The organism is Mediterraneibacter butyricigenes, assembly GCF_003574295.1.
Taxonomy (GTDB): Bacteria; Bacillota; Clostridia; order Lachnospirales; family Lachnospiraceae; genus Mediterraneibacter_A; species Mediterraneibacter_A butyricigenes.
Genome location: NZ_BHGK01000001.1, coordinates 1979976 through 1998424 on the forward strand (window position 1 = coordinate 1979976; position 18449 = coordinate 1998424).

At 45.9% G+C, this 18449-nt stretch carries 20 protein-coding genes and 1 riboswitch; all 20 genes read left to right on the top strand.

The window, feature by feature from the left end; all coding sequences use genetic code 11:
* Positions 1-192 precede the first annotated feature (192 nt).
* The 20 genes from KGMB01110_RS09720 (at position 193) to KGMB01110_RS09815 (ending at position 18431) form a co-directional block, all read left to right on the top strand.
* Entirely contained in the window at positions 193-870 is a 678-nt protein-coding gene (locus KGMB01110_RS09720; RefSeq protein WP_117604313.1) for a hypothetical protein, read from the top strand.
* A gap of 59 nt (positions 871-929) precedes the next feature.
* Positions 930-2033, top strand: a complete 1104-nt coding sequence (locus KGMB01110_RS09725) for an ethanolamine utilization protein EutH (protein WP_117604299.1) — start codon at positions 930-932, stop codon at positions 2031-2033.
* A gap of 45 nt (positions 2034-2078) precedes the next feature.
* Positions 2079-3110 (top strand): DUF5050 domain-containing protein, encoded by a 1032-nt coding sequence (locus KGMB01110_RS09730; RefSeq protein WP_119298143.1) that lies wholly within the window; start codon positions 2079-2081, stop codon positions 3108-3110.
* Between the two features lie 10 nt (positions 3111-3120).
* Positions 3121-4644 (top strand): xylulokinase, encoded by a 1524-nt coding sequence (locus KGMB01110_RS09735; protein WP_117604314.1) that lies wholly within the window; start codon positions 3121-3123, stop codon positions 4642-4644.
* Between the two features lie 220 nt (positions 4645-4864).
* Complete coding sequence (locus KGMB01110_RS09740; RefSeq protein WP_306307829.1) at positions 4865-5155, top strand: AtpZ/AtpI family protein; 291 nt, start codon at positions 4865-4867, stop codon at positions 5153-5155.
* A gap of 12 nt (positions 5156-5167) precedes the next feature.
* Complete coding sequence (locus tag KGMB01110_RS09745) at positions 5168-5569, top strand: hypothetical protein (protein ID WP_119298144.1); 402 nt, start codon at positions 5168-5170, stop codon at positions 5567-5569.
* Between the two features lie 52 nt (positions 5570-5621).
* Entirely contained in the window at positions 5622-6383 is a 762-nt protein-coding gene (locus KGMB01110_RS09750; protein WP_119298145.1) for a F0F1 ATP synthase subunit A, read from the top strand.
* A gap of 72 nt (positions 6384-6455) precedes the next feature.
* Entirely contained in the window at positions 6456-6734 is a 279-nt protein-coding gene (atpE, locus tag KGMB01110_RS09755; protein ID WP_117604303.1) for an ATP synthase F0 subunit C, read from the top strand.
* Positions 6735-6812: 78 nt separating this feature from the next.
* Positions 6813-7310, top strand: a complete 498-nt coding sequence (atpF, locus tag KGMB01110_RS09760) for a F0F1 ATP synthase subunit B (RefSeq protein WP_119298146.1) — start codon at positions 6813-6815, stop codon at positions 7308-7310.
* Entirely contained in the window at positions 7307-7846 is a 540-nt protein-coding gene (gene atpH, locus KGMB01110_RS09765; protein WP_119298147.1) for an ATP synthase F1 subunit delta, read from the top strand. Before atpF ends, atpH begins: the two co-directional genes overlap by 4 nt.
* Positions 7847-7863: 17 nt before the next feature.
* Positions 7864-9393 carry a F0F1 ATP synthase subunit alpha gene (atpA, locus tag KGMB01110_RS09770; protein ID WP_119298148.1) on the top strand — a complete coding sequence of 510 codons (1530 nt, stop codon included), beginning with the start codon at positions 7864-7866 and terminating at the stop codon, positions 9391-9393.
* An 18-nt stretch (positions 9394-9411) separates the two neighbouring features.
* Positions 9412-10272 carry an ATP synthase F1 subunit gamma gene (atpG, locus tag KGMB01110_RS09775; RefSeq protein WP_119298149.1) on the top strand — a complete coding sequence of 287 codons (861 nt, stop codon included), beginning with the start codon at positions 9412-9414 and terminating at the stop codon, positions 10270-10272.
* 43 nt (positions 10273-10315) lie between these two features.
* The gene (atpD, locus tag KGMB01110_RS09780; RefSeq protein ID WP_119298150.1) at positions 10316-11707 is read left to right on the top strand and encodes a F0F1 ATP synthase subunit beta; all 1392 of its coding nucleotides are present in this window, start codon (positions 10316-10318) and stop codon (positions 11705-11707) included.
* A gap of 12 nt (positions 11708-11719) precedes the next feature.
* Complete coding sequence (atpC, locus tag KGMB01110_RS09785) at positions 11720-12118, top strand: ATP synthase F1 subunit epsilon (protein WP_119298151.1); 399 nt, start codon at positions 11720-11722, stop codon at positions 12116-12118.
* A 184-nt stretch (positions 12119-12302) separates the two neighbouring features.
* On the top strand, positions 12303-12665 hold the full coding sequence (locus KGMB01110_RS09790) for a hypothetical protein (RefSeq protein ID WP_117603491.1): 363 nt from the start codon (positions 12303-12305) through the stop codon (positions 12663-12665).
* Between the two features lie 152 nt (positions 12666-12817).
* Positions 12818-13345, top strand: a complete 528-nt coding sequence (locus KGMB01110_RS09795) for a shikimate kinase (protein ID WP_117603666.1) — start codon at positions 12818-12820, stop codon at positions 13343-13345.
* Positions 13346-13502: 157 nt separating this feature from the next.
* Entirely contained in the window at positions 13503-14795 is a 1293-nt protein-coding gene (locus KGMB01110_RS09800; RefSeq protein ID WP_117888597.1) for a UDP-N-acetylglucosamine 1-carboxyvinyltransferase, read from the top strand.
* An 80-nt stretch (positions 14796-14875) separates the two neighbouring features.
* Positions 14876-14977: riboswitch (SAM riboswitch) on the top strand.
* Between the two features lie 357 nt (positions 14978-15334).
* Positions 15335-16522 carry a methionine adenosyltransferase gene (metK, locus tag KGMB01110_RS09805; RefSeq protein ID WP_117888596.1) on the top strand — a complete coding sequence of 396 codons (1188 nt, stop codon included), beginning with the start codon at positions 15335-15337 and terminating at the stop codon, positions 16520-16522.
* 171 nt (positions 16523-16693) lie between these two features.
* On the top strand, positions 16694-17749 hold the full coding sequence (locus KGMB01110_RS09810; RefSeq protein ID WP_117888691.1) for a sensor histidine kinase: 1056 nt from the start codon (positions 16694-16696) through the stop codon (positions 17747-17749).
* Entirely contained in the window at positions 17742-18431 is a 690-nt protein-coding gene (locus KGMB01110_RS09815; RefSeq protein WP_119298152.1) for a response regulator transcription factor, read from the top strand. The genes KGMB01110_RS09810 and KGMB01110_RS09815 overlap by 8 nt, the downstream gene beginning before the upstream one ends.
* Positions 18432-18449: the final 18 nt, after the last annotated feature.

Genomic DNA, 18449 nt, shown 5'->3' on the forward strand with positions numbered 1-18449 from the left:
TAAAATGAACGTTTTTTAGATGTCAGCCAATACAACGAATTGTTTGACAATTGCACTTGGCTTAGTTTATAATTTTTACAAGAGCCGAATGACTTGTTTGCTCGCAAGGAAAGGCTAAAGAAATGTCTGTTTGGGAAGTAAGGAAAAAGAAAATGTGCAGGCGGTGACAGGCCGCGGAAAGAGAGGAAGAAAATGGCAAAACCGAATCTGATCGTAATGTTGACACACAATGATGTAACTGTAAAAGATGCATATGATATTTTTGAAGAATGTAAGGATATCGAAAGCGTACAGCACTGGGGATTCAAAAATGTAGGTCTTCCGAAAGATGAAATGAAGCGAATCGTAGACGCAATGAAGGCTGCCGGAAAAACAACTTACCTGGAAGTTGTTACATATGATGAAGAGTCCTGCCTGGAAGCAGCGAAGACCTGCATCGAATGTGGATTTGACACATTGATGGGAACTCTTTATTATGAATCAGTACATAATTATCTGAAAGAACACAACATGACATACAGCCCGTTCGTTGGAAAGGTATCCGGATCCCCGAGTATTCTGGAAGGAACCAACGAAGAGATTATCCAGAACGCAAAAGATTTGATGGCAAAGGGAATCGATGCATTTGATATTCTTGCTTATCGTCATGTAGTAGACGGAGAGAAACTTGCAAGAGAGTTCTGTGCAGCAATCGACGCAAAAGTAGCAATCGCAGGAAGTATTTCCAGCTACGAAAGAATCGACACCATGTTCGATATCGGACCTTGGGGATTCACAATGGGAAGCGCACTGTTCACAAAGAATTTTGTTCCGGACGGAAGCTTCAAAGAAAATCTGCAGGCAGTAGCAGACTATATGGAGAAAAAATAAACAGCCACACGTGTAGTGATGCAGGAATGTAGCAGAACGACACAGCGAGGAGGGAAAATATGATAAGCCAGATAATTGTATATATTATGGTAATCTTTATGGTACTGGGTGCTGTGGACCGTATGTTTGGAAGTAAATTCGGTCTTGGTCAGGAGTTTGAGGAAGGATTCAACGCCATGGGAGCTCTGACTCTTGGAATGGCAGGTATTATGGTAACGGTAGACCTGATCGGCGCAGCTCTTACCCCGACCGTAGGAGCACTGTTTTCAGCAATCGGAGCTGATCCGTGTATGGCAGGATCCCTGATCCTTTCCATTGACACAGGTGGATATGCTCTGGCACATGCGATTCAGCCAAACAATGCAGATATCGCAAACTATTCCGCAATCATCCTGGCATCTATGATGGGACCGACCATTGCGTTTGGTATCCCGGTATGTCTTGGAATTATGGAACCGGAAGACAAGAGATTCCTTGCAGTAGGAACGATGTCCGGTATCGTTTGTATCCCGTTTGCATGTATCGTCGGCGGTCTGATCGCAGGATTTGATCCGGGTATGGTTGTGATCAACATGGTACCGGTACTGATCTTTGCTGTTCTGATTGCTCTGGGACTGAAATTTATCCCGGCAGGCATGATCAAAGGGTTTAACATTTTCGCAAAATTCATGGTCGCATACTTAAGCTTCTTCTTAGGTCTTGCAATCGTTCAGGAACTGACACCGATCCGCTTGATCGAACTGCGTCCTCTGTCCGAGGTTTGGGGCGTAATCGGATCCATCGCTATGATGCTGGCAGGAGCTTATCCGCTGGTAAAAGTTCTGACAAAAGTCTTAAGCAAGCCTCTTGGCAAGCTTGGCTCCATGATCGGAATCAACGACGTAGCAGTTGCCGGACTGATCGCATGCTGTGCAAACTCTATCCCGGCATATAGTATGCTGAAAGACATGGACAACAAAGGTAAGATTATCAATATCGCATTTGCATGCTGTGCAGCATTCGCACTTGGCGATCACTTGGGATTCTGTGCAGGTGTAGAACCGGATCTGATCGCAGCCATGGTAGCAGCAAAACTTGTTGGTGGTGTTCTCTGTGTAATTTCCGCAATCTTCTTTACAAATCTGGACAAGAAACAGCTGGAGGATACACCGGAAGCAGCATAACAAATTAGTGACATTCGAAACGTTACACATTATAAAGGAAAATCTATGAAGAAAAACTTTTCGTCATCAAACAGAAAATACATAGCATTGATCCTTGGAGTAGTAGGGGCAGCATTGTTGCTGTCCGTACTCTTTAAGGATAAACTGGATCTGACTTTAATCGGGAAAGTAACCACAAATCCGACAGATACGGAGGAAAATCTGGAGTATGGAAAAACCTATCATCCGTCTTCGGAGAGGATCGTCCAGAGAGATGGGGTTGTGGTGAAAAATTTTGGAACTGAACTGAAGGCAGAAGATCTGGAATCGGGAGTAATCGTTGACGCGGGAAATATGAAGGATAAGAGTGAAAAAGACATCCTGGAATTTTCGGAATATGTGGGTTACTTCTATATGTATGATGGAGAAACAGTTTACCGGATTACCGTGAACGACCCAGAAAAGGTCCACACAGCGATTAAATCCTGTATTAAATATGAACCCATGGGAAATTACCTCTATTCTTTAAGAGAAAAGAACGGGAAACAACGTCTGTTTCGATGCAGCGTGACCGGAACGAATGAAAAAATGTTATTCAAAGAAGAAATAGAGGATTTCTGGGCATATGGAGGAAATCTGCTGCTTCAATTGTCAGACGGGCAGTATCGGTGGTATAACGTGGTATCAGAAAACAGTCTGGAACATACTTTGCCCAAGTTCGTCCAAAATATTAGTCTGGATCAGGATAATATCTATTACCTGAGCGATGAAAATGAGAACGATATGCGCTTATACCGACGACCCTGTAATTCACAAGAAGATACTGCTTTTACATTTTCATCAGTTTCGACATATAGTGCTGCCGATGGGAAAATTGGCCTTCTTCTGTCTTCCCCTGACGGAAGTCTCATGGCAGCATGGTGTCAGGCTGACGGAACGGATGAATGTCAGTTTGAAGGAAAAACATTTCCGCAGGACAGCCAGGTGGATGTGTCCAAAGACCATCTCTACGTGACGGAGCCGGATGGAACAACCTGGGCGACGGAATTAGAAAAAGAAAACTGGATCAAACTGTTCGATGAGGAGAAGAATGAGTAAGGAGGTAAATATGAGTCAGTTAATTGCTGGTATTGATCTTGGAACCACTGCTCTGAAAATTGCAATCTTTGATACAACAGGAAAAATGTTGGGAAATGCAACATTAGAATATACCTTATATACCCCGCAGAGTTATTTTGTAGAGTCTGACCCGGCGGTGTATATGGATGCCATTGAAAAGGGATTCAAGATTCTCGGTGAAGAAAAAGGAATCCCGTTGAAAGACGTTGTGGCAATCGGATTCTCTCTCCAGTCAGAGACCATGTTCTTTGTGGATGAGAACTGCAAGCCGCTTCGTAATTCCATCAGTTGGATGGACAACCGTGCCGTAAAACAGTCCGAATATCTGACGGAAAAATACGGGGACGAACTCTGCTATAAACACACAGGACAGGTAAGCTGGGGCGCAAACTGGCCTGTAGCCAAAGCACTCTGGGTCAAAGAAAATGAGCCGGAAGTCTTTGCAAAGACGAAAAAGATCCTGCTGATCGAAGACTTTATCATCTATCAGCTGACCGGACGTTATGTATCTGACTGTTCCATGCTCTGTTCAACGCTGTATTGGGATATTACGACAAAGAAATACTGGCAGCCGATGCTGGATGAGTTGGGAATGACGGAAGATAACTTCCCGGAGATCCTGGAACCAGGTGAAGTTGCCGGAACCATTTTACCGGAAATGGCAGAAAAACTGGGACTGAGCAAAGATGTTCAGGTTTGTACCGGAGCTATGGATAATGCCATCGGAGCTGTTGGTGTCGGAGCAGTTCGTTCGGGAATGTTCTCTGAGAGTATCGGATCTACCCTGGCAGTTTGTGTACCGACCGATAAGATTGTATATGATCCGAATCAGCAGATGCCGGTTCACTATTATCCAATCAAGGATACTTATATGATGCATACTTTCACATCAGGTGGAATCTGCCTGAGATGGTATCGTGATAACTTCTGCCAGATGGAAATGACCTGCGCAGAGATGACGGGAGACGACAGCTACGACCTGATGACAAAACAGGCACTCCAGACTCCTCCGGGAGCAGATGGATTGAGTTTCCTGCCACATTTGAGCGGATCTTTGGCACCGGATGTAAATCCGCATGCAACCGGAATCTTCTTCGGAATTACTATGGTACACAATAAAGGACACTTTATCCGTGCTATCATGGAATCCTTGGGATATCTGGTAAGAAGAAATATGGATGCTCTGTCAGCCATGGGAATCGAAGTGGATGAAGTCCGTGCTTTCGGTGGCGGATCCAAGAGTCCGGTATGGAATCAAATCAAAGCAGATATCCTGCAGAAAACGATTTGTGTGACCAGCAGTAAAGAGGCAGCTTGTCTTGGAGCAGCAATTCTGGCAGGAAAGGCAGTGGGAATCTTTGACAGTGTGGAAGCGGCGGCAGAAAGCATGGTCGATGTGATCGCAAGATACGAGCCGAATCCGGACAATAAAGAGATCTACGACAAAGGCTATGAAGTCTACAAGAAGATGCAGGAAGACTGCAAAGACCTGTTTGAGATGGTTGCCAAGTAATTAACAGCAGTGACATTAATTTAACAGAAAAGACAGATATTTAACGAAAAATATCGAAAATATTTGCAATAATCAGAGGGAATTGGAAAAGTATCCGATTCCCTCTTTTGTATTTGAAAAAAAACAAAAAATTGTACAAAACATTAAAAATGTATGTAGTAAAAATAAACAAAAAATGCTATAATAAAACCAAATTTGGTTATTTTTTCGGAGGCGTTTTTTGGACAAACATAACAAAAATAAAATGCTGATGTTCAGCGGTTTTATGAAAAATATTACACTAGTGACGCAATTTGGCCTGTCCTTGCTGATGCCGCTCCTGATGTGCTTAGGCGCATGCTGGTGGTTGGTGACAAAGGTTGGACTGGGAGCCTGGGTCTACATTCCGGGATTTATTTTCGGACTGGGCAGCTCCTTTATGGTGGCGTACCGTTTATATCTGAGTGTTTTGAAAAAAGAAGAAAAAGAAAAAAAGAAACGAACTTCGGTTTCGTTCAATCAACATGTATAGGAGGACAAGGTTGTGAGCATACTTCAACCGGCAGTAAAAAAAGAAACACAGAAAGTTGTGGTCTATACGGTCGTAGGTGTGGTGCTGATGTGGGGCGTACTTTTCCTGCTTCGGCCGACGATGCCGGACAAGATCGTTTTCGACTATACCACGATCCTGGCAGGGATCATAGGAGGAGGCGTGGCAATCCTGAATTTCTTTCTGATGGGAATTTCTGTACAGAATATTGCAGCCACAGAGGATCAGGATCTGGCAAAGAAAAAGATGAAGACCAGCTATTCCCAGAGAATGGCATTGCAGTTGATCTGGGTGGTGATCGCAATCGCAGCACCATGCTTTTACTTTGTGGCGGGGATCTTACCGCTGTTGTTCCCGAGTCTGGGAATTAAATTTATGGCAGTTATTAAAAAATAACTATATAAGAGGAGACTGTATCGGAAAATCTAAAGAATGGAGGTGAGAAACGATGAGTATAGACATTAATGGACCAAAAGTCTTTTTTACGATCCCACTGAACATTCCGATATTGGGGGACCTGCAGATCAGTGAGACGATGATGGTGAGCTGGATTGTTATGATTATTATTACAGGGCTCTGTATCTGGCTGACCCATGACCTGAAAGTGGAAAATATTTCCAAACGTCAGGCGGCGGCAGAGATGATCGTGGAGACACTGAACAACTTTGTAGTCGGCAATATGGGCGAGAAGTTCCGTTATATGATCCCCTTCGTGGGAGCGTTGTTCGGAACCAGTATTGTCTCGAACCTGATCAGTTTAACCGGGCTTCGAAGCCCGACGGCCGATTTGTCTACAGAAGCAGCCTGGGCGGTTGTGGTATTTATCATGATCACGCACCAGAAACTGAAGACAAACGGACTTGGTGGATACCTGAAAGGATTCACAGAACCGATTTTCGTTATGACGCCGTTCAATATTCTGGGTGAAATCTCGACACCTGTCAGTATGGCGTGCCGACATTTCGGAAACATTTTCTCGGGCATTGTTATCAATGGCCTGATCTACGGAGCACTGGCTGTATTAAGTACGGCAGTCCTGGGTCTGATCCCGGGCACGGTGGGACATCTGTTATCACAGATTCCGATCTTCGACGTAGGTATTCCGGCAATTACCGGATTCTATTTTGACTGGTTCACATCGTGCATGCAGGCATTTATCTTCAGTATGCTGACGATTATGTACATTGCACAGGAAGCCGGAGAGGATTAGCACGCGAAAACTTAATATGGAAAAAAGAATGAGAAAAAATGAGAAACATTAGAGCTTAAGGAGGAAAAGAATATGGATTTTACAGTACTTGCTAAAGGTATTGCGTTAATGGGTTGTGCGATTGGTGCCGGACTTGCACTGATCGCAGGTATCGGACCTGGTATTGGAGAAGGTAATGCGGTTGCAAAGGCTCTGGAAGCTATCGGAAGACAGCCGGAGTGCAAAGGTGATGTAACTTCTACCATGCTTCTTGGTGTGGCTCTTGCAGAGACAACCGGTATCTACGGTTTCGTAACAGGTCTTCTTCTGATCTTCGTTGCACCTGGTATGTTCATGAACTTCCTTGGATAAGACGCGGACAAGAGCGAATCTTAATCTGAGAAAGCATCAAGAACCAAGCAAAGAAGAACAGGAGGTTGGACAGTCAAGATGCAAGATTTAGTAACAATTGTACCATGGACTTTTATTGCACAGATCTGCAACCTTTTTATTCAATTGTATCTGATCAAACGTTTCCTGTTGAAACCGATCAATGCTGTGCTGGAAAAGAGAAAAGAGATGGCAACGGCTGAGATCAAAGAGGCGGAAAAAGCGAAGGAAGAGGCTCGCGCGATTAAAGAAGAGTATGAGCAGAATATGGCAGAAGCTAAAGAAAAAGCCAATACCCTGATCGCCAATGCACAGAAGAGTGCCTCTCTTCAGAGTGAAGAAATGATTCAGGAAGCAAATAAACAGGCTGCAGCGATCAAGGCGAAAGCTGAGAGCGATATTGCACAGGAAAAGAAAAAAGCGGTCAACGAACTCAAAGGCGAGATCGGCGGAATGGCAATGGAAATTGCAGGCAAGGTGATCGAGCGAGAGATCAGCGAAAAAGACCACGAGAAACTGATCGACGAATTTATTTCGAATGTAGGTGAAGCGTCATGACACATACAGCTAAAATATATGGAAGTGGACTGTATGATTTAGCAATGGAAGACGGACTTGTTGATGTGTTGATGGAACAGCTTCAGGGAGTTCGGTCACTATTCCGGGAGAATCCGGATTATGTGAAGCTTTTAAGTGAGCCTTCCATACCGAAGGCAGATAGGATCAAACTGATCGATGACGCATTCGGTGCTCAGTGCGAGCGCTATCTGATCAATTTTTTGAAATTGTTGTGTGAGCACGGACTTGTGCAGGAATTCGCAGGATGCTGTGAAGAGTATACGCAACGTTACAACGCAGACCACAATATTACAGAGGCAACCGTTTACAGTGCGGTGGATCTGACGGATGCACAGGCAGAAATCTTGAAAGCAAAGTTAGAAGCCATGAGCAAAAAAACGGTGATCCTGACACAGAAGAAGGATGCATCTGTGGTAGCGGGACTTCGCGTAGAAATCGAAGGAAAGCAGTTAGACGGTACCGTGAAGGGACGTATGAGCGGTCTTTCCAGGAAACTTGAAGAAATGACAATATAAAGGATGGTAAATGGAACATGCAATTTAAACCAGAAGAAATATCCAAAGTCATCCGAAGCCAGATAAAATACTATGACAATGCGATCCAGCAGAGCGAAACAGGTACGATCCTGACCGTTGGAGACGGAATTGCCCGTGCCAGCGGACTGACATCCTGTATGGCAGGTGAGTTGCTGGAATTTGAGGACGGAAGCTTCGGAATGGCACAGAATTTGGAAGAAAATATGGTATCGATTGTACTGTTTGGTTCCGACGAGCACATTGGGGAGGGTCAGACAGTCAAACGTACCGGGAAAGTTGTATCCGTACCGGTAGGAAATGCGATGGTTGGACGTGTAGTTAATGCACTGGGACAGCCAATCGACGGAGCCGGTCCGGTGGAAGCAAGTGAGTTCCGTGCGATTGAAAGCCCGGCACCGGGAATCTGTGAAAGACAGCCGGTTACAGAACCATTACAGACAGGTATCAAAGCGATCGACTCCATGATCCCGATCGGTCGTGGACAGCGTGAGTTGATCATCGGAGACCGTCAGACAGGTAAGACCCAGATTGCGATCGATACGATCCTGAATCAGAAGGGCGGCGACGTAATCTGTATCTACGTGGCAATCGGTCAGAAACGTTCTACCGTTGCTTCTCTGGTAGAAAAATTACAGAAAGCAGGTGCAATGGACTATACAGTGGTTGTTGCGGCAACTGCTTCAGAAGCTTCTCCGCTTCAGTATATCGCACCGTATACCGGATGTGCGATCGGAGAATATTTTATGGCACAGGGCAAACACGCACTGGTGATTTATGATGATCTGAGTAAGCATGCGGTGGCATACCGTGCACTTTCTCTGCTGATCCGTCGTCCGCCGGGACGTGAGGCTTATCCGGGAGATGTATTCTATCTGCATTCCAGACTTCTGGAGCGTGCAGCAAAGATGGACGACGCACACGGCGGCGGTTCTCTGACAGCACTCCCGATCATTGAGACACAGGCAGGTGACGTATCTGCATACATTCCGACCAACGTTATTTCCATTACAGACGGACAGATTTATCTGGAAACAGAGTTGTTCCACTCCGGTATTATGCCGGCTGTAAACCCGGGTATTTCCGTATCCCGAGTAGGTGGTAATGCACAGGTGAAGGCGATGAAGCAGGTATCCGGTAACCTGAAACTGCTCTACTCCCAGTACAGAGAGCTGCAGGGATTTGCACAGTTCGGATCCGATCTGGATGCAGATACCAAGGCGCGTCTGGCACAGGGCGAACGTATCGTGGAGGTTCTGAAACAGAATCAGAGTTCCCCGATCGTGGTGGAAAAACAGGTTGCGATCATTTACGCAGTTACCAACGATATGCTGACAAGTGTCGCACCGGCAGATATCAAAGAATATGAAGCAGGACTGTTCCGTTATCTGGATACAGATGCCGCAGGCGTTGACGTGATGCAGACCATCCGTACCACCGGTAAGCTGGAAAAAGAGACGGAAGAGAAACTGATCGCAGTCCTGAATGCCTATACCGAACAATTTTCGGAGATGAAGACGGAGAAATAAGCAAGAAGGAGGAAACTTATGGCTGCAGATATGAAAAGCATCAAACTGCGCATCAAAAGTGTGCAGGGCACCATGCAGATTACAAAAGCAATGGAACTTGTAGCATCCTCCAAGCTGCGTAAAGCCAAAGAACGTGCAGACAACTGTAAGCCTTATTTTGAAGTGCTTCATTCCACCCTGCAGGATATTGCAGGCGGATATGTCGGCTTTTCCTCGATTTACGTTAAGAAGCCGGTAAATGAAACGTGTTGTTATGTAGTAGTAGCCGGAGACCGCGGAATGGCGGGCGGATACAATGCAAATCTCTTCAAGTGCCTGGAGGCAGACCGCGCAGGAAAAGACATCGTGGTATTGCCGATCGGAAAAAAGGCAGTGGAATACTGCCAGCACAAGGGCATTGAAATGCTGACCGAAGAGTTTGCGGTTGTGGCGGATATCTCAGTGGCGGACTGTTTTGCCATCGCAAAGATTCTTTGCGAGGAATTTAAAGCGGGAAGATTTGGACACGTGGAACTGTGTTACACCAAATTCCTTTCCATGCTTTCTCAACAGCCGGAATCTTTCCCGATCCTGCCGCTTTCTGATCTTCAGAAAGAAGGAACAGACGGGGAACAGAAAAAACTGGAACTGACGTTATATGATCCGAATCCGGAAGAGGTGTTTGAGGTCGTGGTACCTGAATATCTGGCAGGGCTGATTTACTCAGGCGTGTGCGAAAGTGTGGCCAGTGAGCTGGCAGCAAGACGTACCGCGATGGATGCGGCTACCAAGAATGCAGGAGAAATGATCGAACAGCTGAATCTGTTCTACAACAGAGCACGTCAGGCTGGTATTACACAGGAAATTACGGAGATTGTTGCAGGCGCGGAGGGCGTTTAGCGATAAAGATAAGAAACCTTAAATAAATGAAGGAGATTCGAAGATGAGTGAAAAACACATTGGCGAGGTAGTGCAGGTCATCGGTCCGGTACTGGACATCCGATTTGCGCACGATGAACTGCCTGCACTGCAAAATGCCATTGAGATCGACAATAATGGCGCAAAGCTCATTGCCGAAGTTGCTCAGCAGGTCGGAGACAATGTAGTACGCTGCATTGCCATGAATTCTACGGACGGTCTGGTAAGAGGAACCAAGGCTTTGGATACTGGCGGCTCCATTACCGTACCGGTTGGAGAGGCTTGCCTGGGTCGTGTGTTCAACCTGTTGGGAGAGCCGATTGATAACAAACCGGTTCCGGAGACAGAGGAGCGCTGGACCATCCACAGACAGGCACCGTCCTACGAAGAGCAGAACCCGGCGACAGAGATTTTCGAGACCGGAATCAAGGTTGTTGACCTGATCTGCCCTTATGCAAAGGGTGGTAAGATTGGTCTGTTCGGAGGTGCCGGAGTAGGTAAGACCGTGCTGATCCAGGAGCTGATCAACAACGTGGCAACCGCACACGGCGGATTGTCCGTATTTACAGGTGTTGGAGAACGTACCCGTGAGGGAAATGACTTATATGGAGAAATGCAGGAAAGTGGAGTTATTGACAAAACCGTCATGGTTTACGGTCAGATGAACGAACCGCCGGGAGCTCGTATGAGAGTGGCTCTTTCCGGACTGACCATGGCAGAATATTTCCGTGATGAGAAGAATCAGGATGTGCTGCTGTTCATCGACAATATTTTCCGTTTCACACAGGCTGGTTCTGAGGTATCCGCCCTGCTCGGACGTATGCCGTCAGCCGTAGGTTATCAGCCGACACTGGCTACGGAAATGGGTGCATTACAGGAGCGTATCACTTCTACCAGAAAAGGATCTATCACATCCGTTCAGGCTGTTTATGTGCCTGCCGATGACTTGACAGACCCGGCTCCGGCTACCACTTATTCCCATTTGGATGCGACCACGGTATTGTCCCGTGATATCGCCAGCCAGGGTATTTATCCGGCCGTTGATCCACTGGAATCCACCAGCCGTATCCTGACACCGGAAATCGTAGGTCAGGAGCATTATGATGTAGCACGTAGAGTACAGCAGGTACTGCAGCGTTATAAAGAACTGCAGGATATCATCGCCATCATGGGTATGGATGAACTGTCCGAAGAGGATAAGCTTGCAGTAGGACGTGCCAGAAAGGTACAGCGTTTCCTGTCTCAGAGCTTCCATGTAGCAGAACAGTTTACCGGTAATCCGGGACAGTATGTACCGCTGAAAGAAACAATCCGCGGATTCAAGATGATCCTGGACGGTGAATGCGATGAGGTTCCGGAGAGCTGCTTCTTATATGCCGCAACGATTGAAGACGTATTTGAAAAAGCAAAGAAGTAAAGGAGGATGTCTATGAAGACCTTCCCATTACGAATCGGTACTCCGGACGGACTTCTGTTCAGCGGAGATGTGGTGAGAGTTGTCTGCCGCACCATTACCGGTGACCGTGCGATCCTTGCAGATCATATCGATTTCTGTACCGGAATTGGTATGGGGGAAGCCAGAGTCGTCTTAGAGGACGGAACCGTGCGAAAAGCAGCCTGCATCGGCGGAATGCTTACGATGGTGGACGGAATGTGCCGTCTCCTGGCAACCACCTGGGAGTGGAGCGATGAGATCGATTCTGAACGTGCCGAGAAGGCAAAACAGGCAGCAGAAGCAACCCTGAATCAAGAAGGCCTTTCGGATCATGAGTACAATGTGGCAAAGGCGAAGCTCCAGAGAGCGTTGGTTCGACTGAGCGTAAAATAATCTAAAAAATAAACAGGAAATACCCTGGAACAGTGCGAAATGACGAAACTGTCCCAGGGTGTTTTTTTTATGGAAAAAGAATGATATAATGCCGGAGAGATGAAGTGGAGGAGTTTCATAACCTCACGTCTGGGGAAAACCAGCATATTCTGAAGTATAATGAACAGAAAACGGGAGGGGAAGCATGGAAGAAAAGATTCCCTATTATATGGCGTATCCGCTGCCCTGGGAGATGGAAGACTGGCGGAGGGAACGACAGGACATGGAGTACCTGAAAAGTCTGTATCCGGGTCTGGCAAAACAGATCCTTCCTTATATAGAAGAAGCCTGCGACCATCTGGAATATCAGTGCAGTATGATGTACGATGAGTATCCGGATAAACTGCAGATTTATCTGATGAGGCGGAAGATTCTGGAGAAAATCCTGAAAGAAGAAGGGATGGAATCGGAGGAACGCTTAGAAGAGCTGATCGTGGTTCTGCTGTGTCAGGAACTGTACAGACGGAGAAGTCAGGAGCGAAGAAACCGGGGAAGAAGGTTTTTCTGAGTAGCCGGGGATACGACAAAAGGTCTGAGGTTCTTTTTGGAAAATTGTTTTTGAAGATGATGAAAGCAGCTAACAGAAAAAAGGAAGTTTTTCCGGAAAATAAAAAAGAGATCGGATGGTCGAAAAAGACCGGAAACAGAGAGGAAAATATAATGGACAATATCATTTTTATAGGAATGCCGGCAGTTGGAAAAAGTTCGGTGGGAATTGTAGTGGCAAAACGTCTTGGATACAGGTTTGTGGATACAGATCTGCTGATCCAGGAGCAGGAAGGCAAGCTTCTGAAAGAGATTATTGCAGAAGTGGGAAATGAAGGATTTTTAAAAATTGAAAATCAGGTCAACCGGGATGTGAAAGCCACCAGAAGCGTGATTTCGCCGGGCGGAAGCGTGGTATATTGCGAAGAAGCTATGGAGCATTTCAAAGAAATCGGAACCGTAGTATATTTGAAAGCCTCTTTTGGAAATATAAGAAGAAGGATCCGCAGTCTGAAAAAAAGAGGAGTTGTCTTAAAAGACGGCCAGACTTTCCGGAATCTGTATGAGGAGCGGACTGCACTGTTTGAAAAATATGCAGATATCATCGTGGATGAAGACGGATTTCGGATGGAAGAGACGGTGGAAAATGTATTTCGTGCATTGGATGATTACAGGAAACGCGAGATTGAAGGGGAAAAGTAGGGCAATGTGACGAAATTACTTCAGATTTGTAATAAAATCGTAAAAAATAATTTACATTACCTTAAAATGTGCTATACTGTCAAAGAGTATAGCGTGAATATGGGATTTCGCGCTCATAAGCAAGAAAAATAATCAAAACGATGTATAGAGGTGTGGTATGGAGCAATATATCATTAAGGGCGGTAACCCGCTGGTGGGTGAGGTTGAGATCGGTGGCGCCAAAAATGCAGCACTGGCAATCCTTGCAGCGGGAATTATGACGGACGAAACTGTTGTCATAGATAACCTGCCGGATGTAAATGATATCAATGTGATGCTGGAAGCAATTTCCGGAATCGGAGCGATGGTACAGAGAGTGGATCGCCATACAGTCCGAATCAACGGAAGTGGGATCCATGACTTTAATATTGAATATGATTACATCAAAAAGATTCGTGCATCTTACTACCTGCTTGGTGCACTGCTTGGTAAATATAACAGATCTCAGGTGGCTCTTCCGGGAGGATGTAATATCGGAAGCCGTCCGATTGATCAGCATTTAAAAGGATTCCGCGCATTGGGAGCGGATGTGGACATTGAAAACGGAAAGATCGTAGCCGAAGCTGATAAGCTGAAGGGAACCCATCTGTATTTCGACGTGGTTTCTGTGGGAGCAACTATCAATGTAATGATGGCAGCAACCATGGCAGAAGGTTTGACGATTATGGAAAATGTGGCAAAAGAACCCCATGTAGTAGATGTTGCCAACTTCCTGAACAGTATGGGAGCCAATATCCGCGGCGCCGGTACCGACGTGATCAAGATCAAAGGTGTGAGGTCTTTGCACAAGACAGAGTACTCTATTATTCCGGATCAGATTGAAGCAGGAACTTTTATGTTTGGCGCGGCAGCAACCATGGGAGATGTGACGGTTATGAATGTCATTCCAAAGCATCTGGAAGCTACCATTGCAAAACTGGTAGATATTGGCTGTGAAGTAGAAGAATTTGATGATGCAGTCCGTGTGGTTGCAAAGAGACGTCCGAGATGTACGCAGGTCAAGACCCTGCCTTATCCGGGATATCCGACAGACATGCAGCCACAGATTGGTGTGACCCTTGCTTTGGCAGAGGGAGCCAGCACCATTACGGAGAGCATTTTTGAGAACCGGTTCAAGTATCTGGATGAACTTGCCAGAATGGGAGCCGATGTAAAGATTGAGGGCAATACGGCAGTGATCCGCGGAGTGGAGAAACTTTCCGGAGCAAGAGTCAGTGCTTCTGACCTTCGTGCAGGTGCATCCTTATGTATCGCAGGACTTGCCGCCGACGGAATTACCATCGTAGACGATATCGTTTATATTCAGAGAGGATATGAATGTTTCGAAGAGAAGTTAAGAAGCCTGGGCGGAATCATTGAAAAAGTGTCCAGCGAGAAAGATATCAAGAAATTCCAGTTGAAAGTCAGCTGAGGAATAGGATTGGAGACGTGTAGTTGACGGTTCAGAGACGGCCGACGGCAGAACGTGTCATGAAAACAGAATACAGATTTCTCTTATTTAGAGCAGTGGAGATACATAGGATCTGTGAAGCTGCGGCAACCCCTGACAGACAGGAAGGTGCCAACCTGAGCGAGTAACTCGAACAATAAGAGGATTGTGATTTCGAAAGATAGAACAGTCCGCTTATTGCGGGCTGTTTTTCATACATAGGGAAAAGCATCCTATGTATGAAAAACGCTCCGCGAGGATGCGCACTGCGCCGTATGATGAAGATGTCGCAAGCGACCGTCGCAGGCGCCAGAATATGCCAAGGCATATTCTATGTTTTGTCAGGTGATTACAGCCTAAAAGTGAAGCGAAGCTTCACGATATGCGAATATTCAGGGAGGATTGTGGGAGCGCGAAGCGTGGAGCAATCCGTGTAATCAGAAATGTGTGAATGCGCACTGCGCCGTACAATAAATAATGGAAACTAATAATATTTCATAGAGAACAAGAAGGAGGAACTTATGGAAAAAAGATTATTTACATCTGAATCAGTAACGGAAGGACATCCGGATAAGATGTGTGACCAGATTTCGGACGCGATTCTGGACGCATTGATGGAACAGGATCCGATGAGTCGTGTGGCTTGTGAGACTTGTGCAACAACCGGTATGGTTATGGTAATGGGTGAGATTACCACAAAAGCGTACGTGGATATCCCGAAGATTGTCAGAGATACCGTCAGAGAGATCGGTTATACCCGTGGAAAATACGGATTTGACGCTGATACCTGTGGCGTGATTACCACAATTGACGAGCAGTCTACTGATATTGCAATGGGAGTGGACAAGGCGTTGGAAGCAAAAGAGCATAAAATGTCTGACGAAGAACTGGAAGCCATCGGAGCCGGAGATCAGGGGATGATGTTTGGATATGCAGTAGATGAGACAGAAGAATATATGCCGTATCCGATCGCACTGGCACATCAGTTGGTGAGAAAACTGACAGAAGTCAGAAAGAACGGAATCCTTCCATACCTGAGACCGGACGGAAAGAGCCAGGTAACGGTAGAATATGATGAGAATGAACATCCGGTAAGACTGGATGCAGTGGTACTTTCCACACAGCATGACCCGGATGTAACCCAGGAACAGATTCATGCAGATATCAAAAAATATGTGTTTGATGAAGTGCTTCCTGAGAATATGGTAGATGAAGATACCAAGTTCTTTGTAAATCCGACCGGAAGGTTTGTAATTGGAGGCCCTCATGGGGACAGTGGCCTGACAGGACGTAAGATCATCGTAGATACTTATGGTGGAATGGCACGTCACGGTGGCGGTGCATTTTCCGGGAAGGACTGCACCAAGGTAGACCGTTCTGCGGCTTATGCAGCAAGATATGCGGCAAAGAATATTGTGGCAGCAGGGCTGGCAAGAAAATGTGAGATCCAGTTGTCCTACGCCATCGGTGTGGCTCAGCCGACTTCCGTCAGAGTGGATACGTTTGGAACCGGAAAAGTCAGCGAAGACAAACTGGTAGAGATCGTGCGCAAGCACTTTGACCTGCGTCCGGCAGGCATCATCAAGATGTTGGATCTTCGCCGTCCGATCTACAAACAGACTGCGGCCTATGGACATTTTGGACGGAATGATTTAAACTTACCTTGGGAGAAGTTAGACAAGGTGGATGAATTAAAACAGTATCTGTAAACTTTGAATTACAGTGAGAATCTTACGGCTTTGGGAATCCTCCCGAAGCCGTTTTATATACCTTGGGAAAAAGCATCCCAGGTATACAAAACGCTCCGCGGGGGATGCGCACTGCGTCGGAAGACACTTCTGATGATGATACATAGGGAAATAAAGGAGGCATATGCATATATGAAACTGAAAACCCGTTTATTTATTACGTTTGTCTCAGTCATGATCCTGCCGACAATTTTTACAACCGTTGCCATGTATACCATGGATCCGAAGCAGGTAGGCGAGATGCAGCAGATGTTTCTGTTTATTATTTTTGTTACAGCGGCATTTCTGATCTTCTGGATCTACCGTGCGGTTTCGGTGCCGTTGCAGAAATTGCAGGAAGCGGCCAGAAATATTAAAGAAGGAAATCTGGACTTTGAACTGAAATACGAGGCAGATGATGAGTTCGGACAGATCTGTCGGGATTTCGAGGAAATGCGTCAGCATCTGAAAATGAATGCGGAGGAAAAACTTCAGTATGACCGGGAAAATAAAGAGCTGATCAGTAACATTTCGCATGATCTGAAGACCCCGATCACAGCCATCAAAGGCTATGTGGAAGGAATCATGGACGGGGTGGCAGATACTCCGGAAAAGATGGACAGATACATCAAAACAATATACAATAAGGCTAATGAAATGAATATTCTGATCAATGAGCTGACATTGTATTCCAAGATCGATACCAACAGGATTCCGTATAATTTTACGACGATTTCTGCAAAGAATTATTTTGATGACTGTGCGGAAGATCTGTCTATGGAACTGGAGTCCAAAGGAACCATGTTCTGGTATCATAATGAGATGACGGAAGACAGTAAGATTATCGTGGATACAGAGCAGATGCGTCGGGTGATCAGTAATATCATTAACAATTCTCTGAAATATATGGATAAACAGCCGGGCAAGATCGAGATGACCTTAAAGGACGTGGGAGATTTTGTGCAGGTAGAGATCAAAGATAATGGAAAAGGAATTGAAGCCAAGGATCTTCCGAGGATCTTTGAGAGATTTTACCGGACAGATGCTTCCCGGAATTCATCCAAAGGTGGAAGCGGAATCGGTTTATCTATTGTAAAGAAAATCGTAGAGGAACACGGAGGCAATATCTGGGCAACCAGTAAGATTGGCGAGGGCACGACGATGTGCTTTGTTGTCAGAAAATATCAGGAGGTACCGATCGATGAGTAAGGTATTAATTGTGGAAGATGAGGAAGCGATTGCAGATCTGGAAAAGGATTATCTGGAACTGAGTGGATTTGAAGTGGAGATCGCCCACGATGGAACTACCGGTCTGGAACGGGCATTAAATGAAGAATTTGATCTGGTGATCCTAGATCTGATGCTGCCGGGTGTGGATGGATTTGAAATCTGCCGTCAGATACGTGACCGGAAGAATACGCCGATTATCATGGTTTCGGCGAAGAAAGACGATATCGACAAGATTCGTGGACTGGGGTTGGGAGCCGATGACTATATGACAAAACCGTTCAGCCCAAGCGAACTGGTAGCGAGAGTTAAAGCCCATATGGCACGCTACGAGCGACTGATCGGAAGCAATGTGGAAGAAAATGAAGTCATTGAGATCCGGGGACTGAAGATCGACACCACAGCGCGTCGTGTCTGGGTTAACGGGGAAGAACGTTCCTTTACCACGAAGGAATTTGATCTTCTAACCTTCCTTGCCAGCCATCCGAACCATGTATACAGCAAGGATGAGCTGTTCAGCGAGATCTGGGATATGGAATCCATCGGAGATATCGCAACCGTAACGGTTCATATTAAAAAGATCAGAGAGAAGATTGAATACGATACTTCCAAACCGCAGTATATCGAGACGATCTGGGGAGTGGGATATAGATTTAAAGTATGATGAAAATCTGGAATTCCC

Excerpts from the sequence above, each read along its gene's own strand:
- KGMB01110_RS09725 (WP_117604299.1), top strand. The coding sequence starts at position 930 with ATGATAAGCCAGATAATTGTATATATTATGGTAATCTTTATGGTACTG.
- KGMB01110_RS09815 (WP_119298152.1), top strand. The coding sequence starts at position 17,742 with ATGAGTAAGGTATTAATTGTGGAAGATGAGGAAGCGATTGCAGATCTG.
- atpA (WP_119298148.1), top strand. The coding sequence starts at position 7,864 with ATGCAATTTAAACCAGAAGAAATATCCAAAGTCATCCGAAGCCAGATA.
- KGMB01110_RS09790 (WP_117603491.1), top strand. The coding sequence starts at position 12,303 with ATGGAAGAAAAGATTCCCTATTATATGGCGTATCCGCTGCCCTGGGAG.
- atpF (WP_119298146.1), top strand. The coding sequence starts at position 6,813 with ATGCAAGATTTAGTAACAATTGTACCATGGACTTTTATTGCACAGATC.
- atpH (WP_119298147.1), top strand. The coding sequence starts at position 7,307 with ATGACACATACAGCTAAAATATATGGAAGTGGACTGTATGATTTAGCA.
- metK (WP_117888596.1), top strand. The coding sequence starts at position 15,335 with ATGGAAAAAAGATTATTTACATCTGAATCAGTAACGGAAGGACATCCG.
- KGMB01110_RS09795 (WP_117603666.1), top strand. The coding sequence starts at position 12,818 with ATGGACAATATCATTTTTATAGGAATGCCGGCAGTTGGAAAAAGTTCG.
- atpD (WP_119298150.1), top strand. The coding sequence starts at position 10,316 with ATGAGTGAAAAACACATTGGCGAGGTAGTGCAGGTCATCGGTCCGGTA.
- KGMB01110_RS09810 (WP_117888691.1), top strand. The coding sequence starts at position 16,694 with ATGAAACTGAAAACCCGTTTATTTATTACGTTTGTCTCAGTCATGATC.
- KGMB01110_RS09800 (WP_117888597.1), top strand. The coding sequence starts at position 13,503 with ATGGAGCAATATATCATTAAGGGCGGTAACCCGCTGGTGGGTGAGGTT.
- atpE (WP_117604303.1), top strand. The coding sequence starts at position 6,456 with ATGGATTTTACAGTACTTGCTAAAGGTATTGCGTTAATGGGTTGTGCG.
- KGMB01110_RS09750 (WP_119298145.1), top strand. The coding sequence starts at position 5,622 with ATGAGTATAGACATTAATGGACCAAAAGTCTTTTTTACGATCCCACTG.
- KGMB01110_RS09720 (WP_117604313.1), top strand. The coding sequence starts at position 193 with ATGGCAAAACCGAATCTGATCGTAATGTTGACACACAATGATGTAACT.
- KGMB01110_RS09730 (WP_119298143.1), top strand. The coding sequence starts at position 2,079 with ATGAAGAAAAACTTTTCGTCATCAAACAGAAAATACATAGCATTGATC.
- KGMB01110_RS09735 (WP_117604314.1), top strand. The coding sequence starts at position 3,121 with ATGAGTCAGTTAATTGCTGGTATTGATCTTGGAACCACTGCTCTGAAA.
- atpG (WP_119298149.1), top strand. The coding sequence starts at position 9,412 with ATGGCTGCAGATATGAAAAGCATCAAACTGCGCATCAAAAGTGTGCAG.
- atpC (WP_119298151.1), top strand. The coding sequence starts at position 11,720 with ATGAAGACCTTCCCATTACGAATCGGTACTCCGGACGGACTTCTGTTC.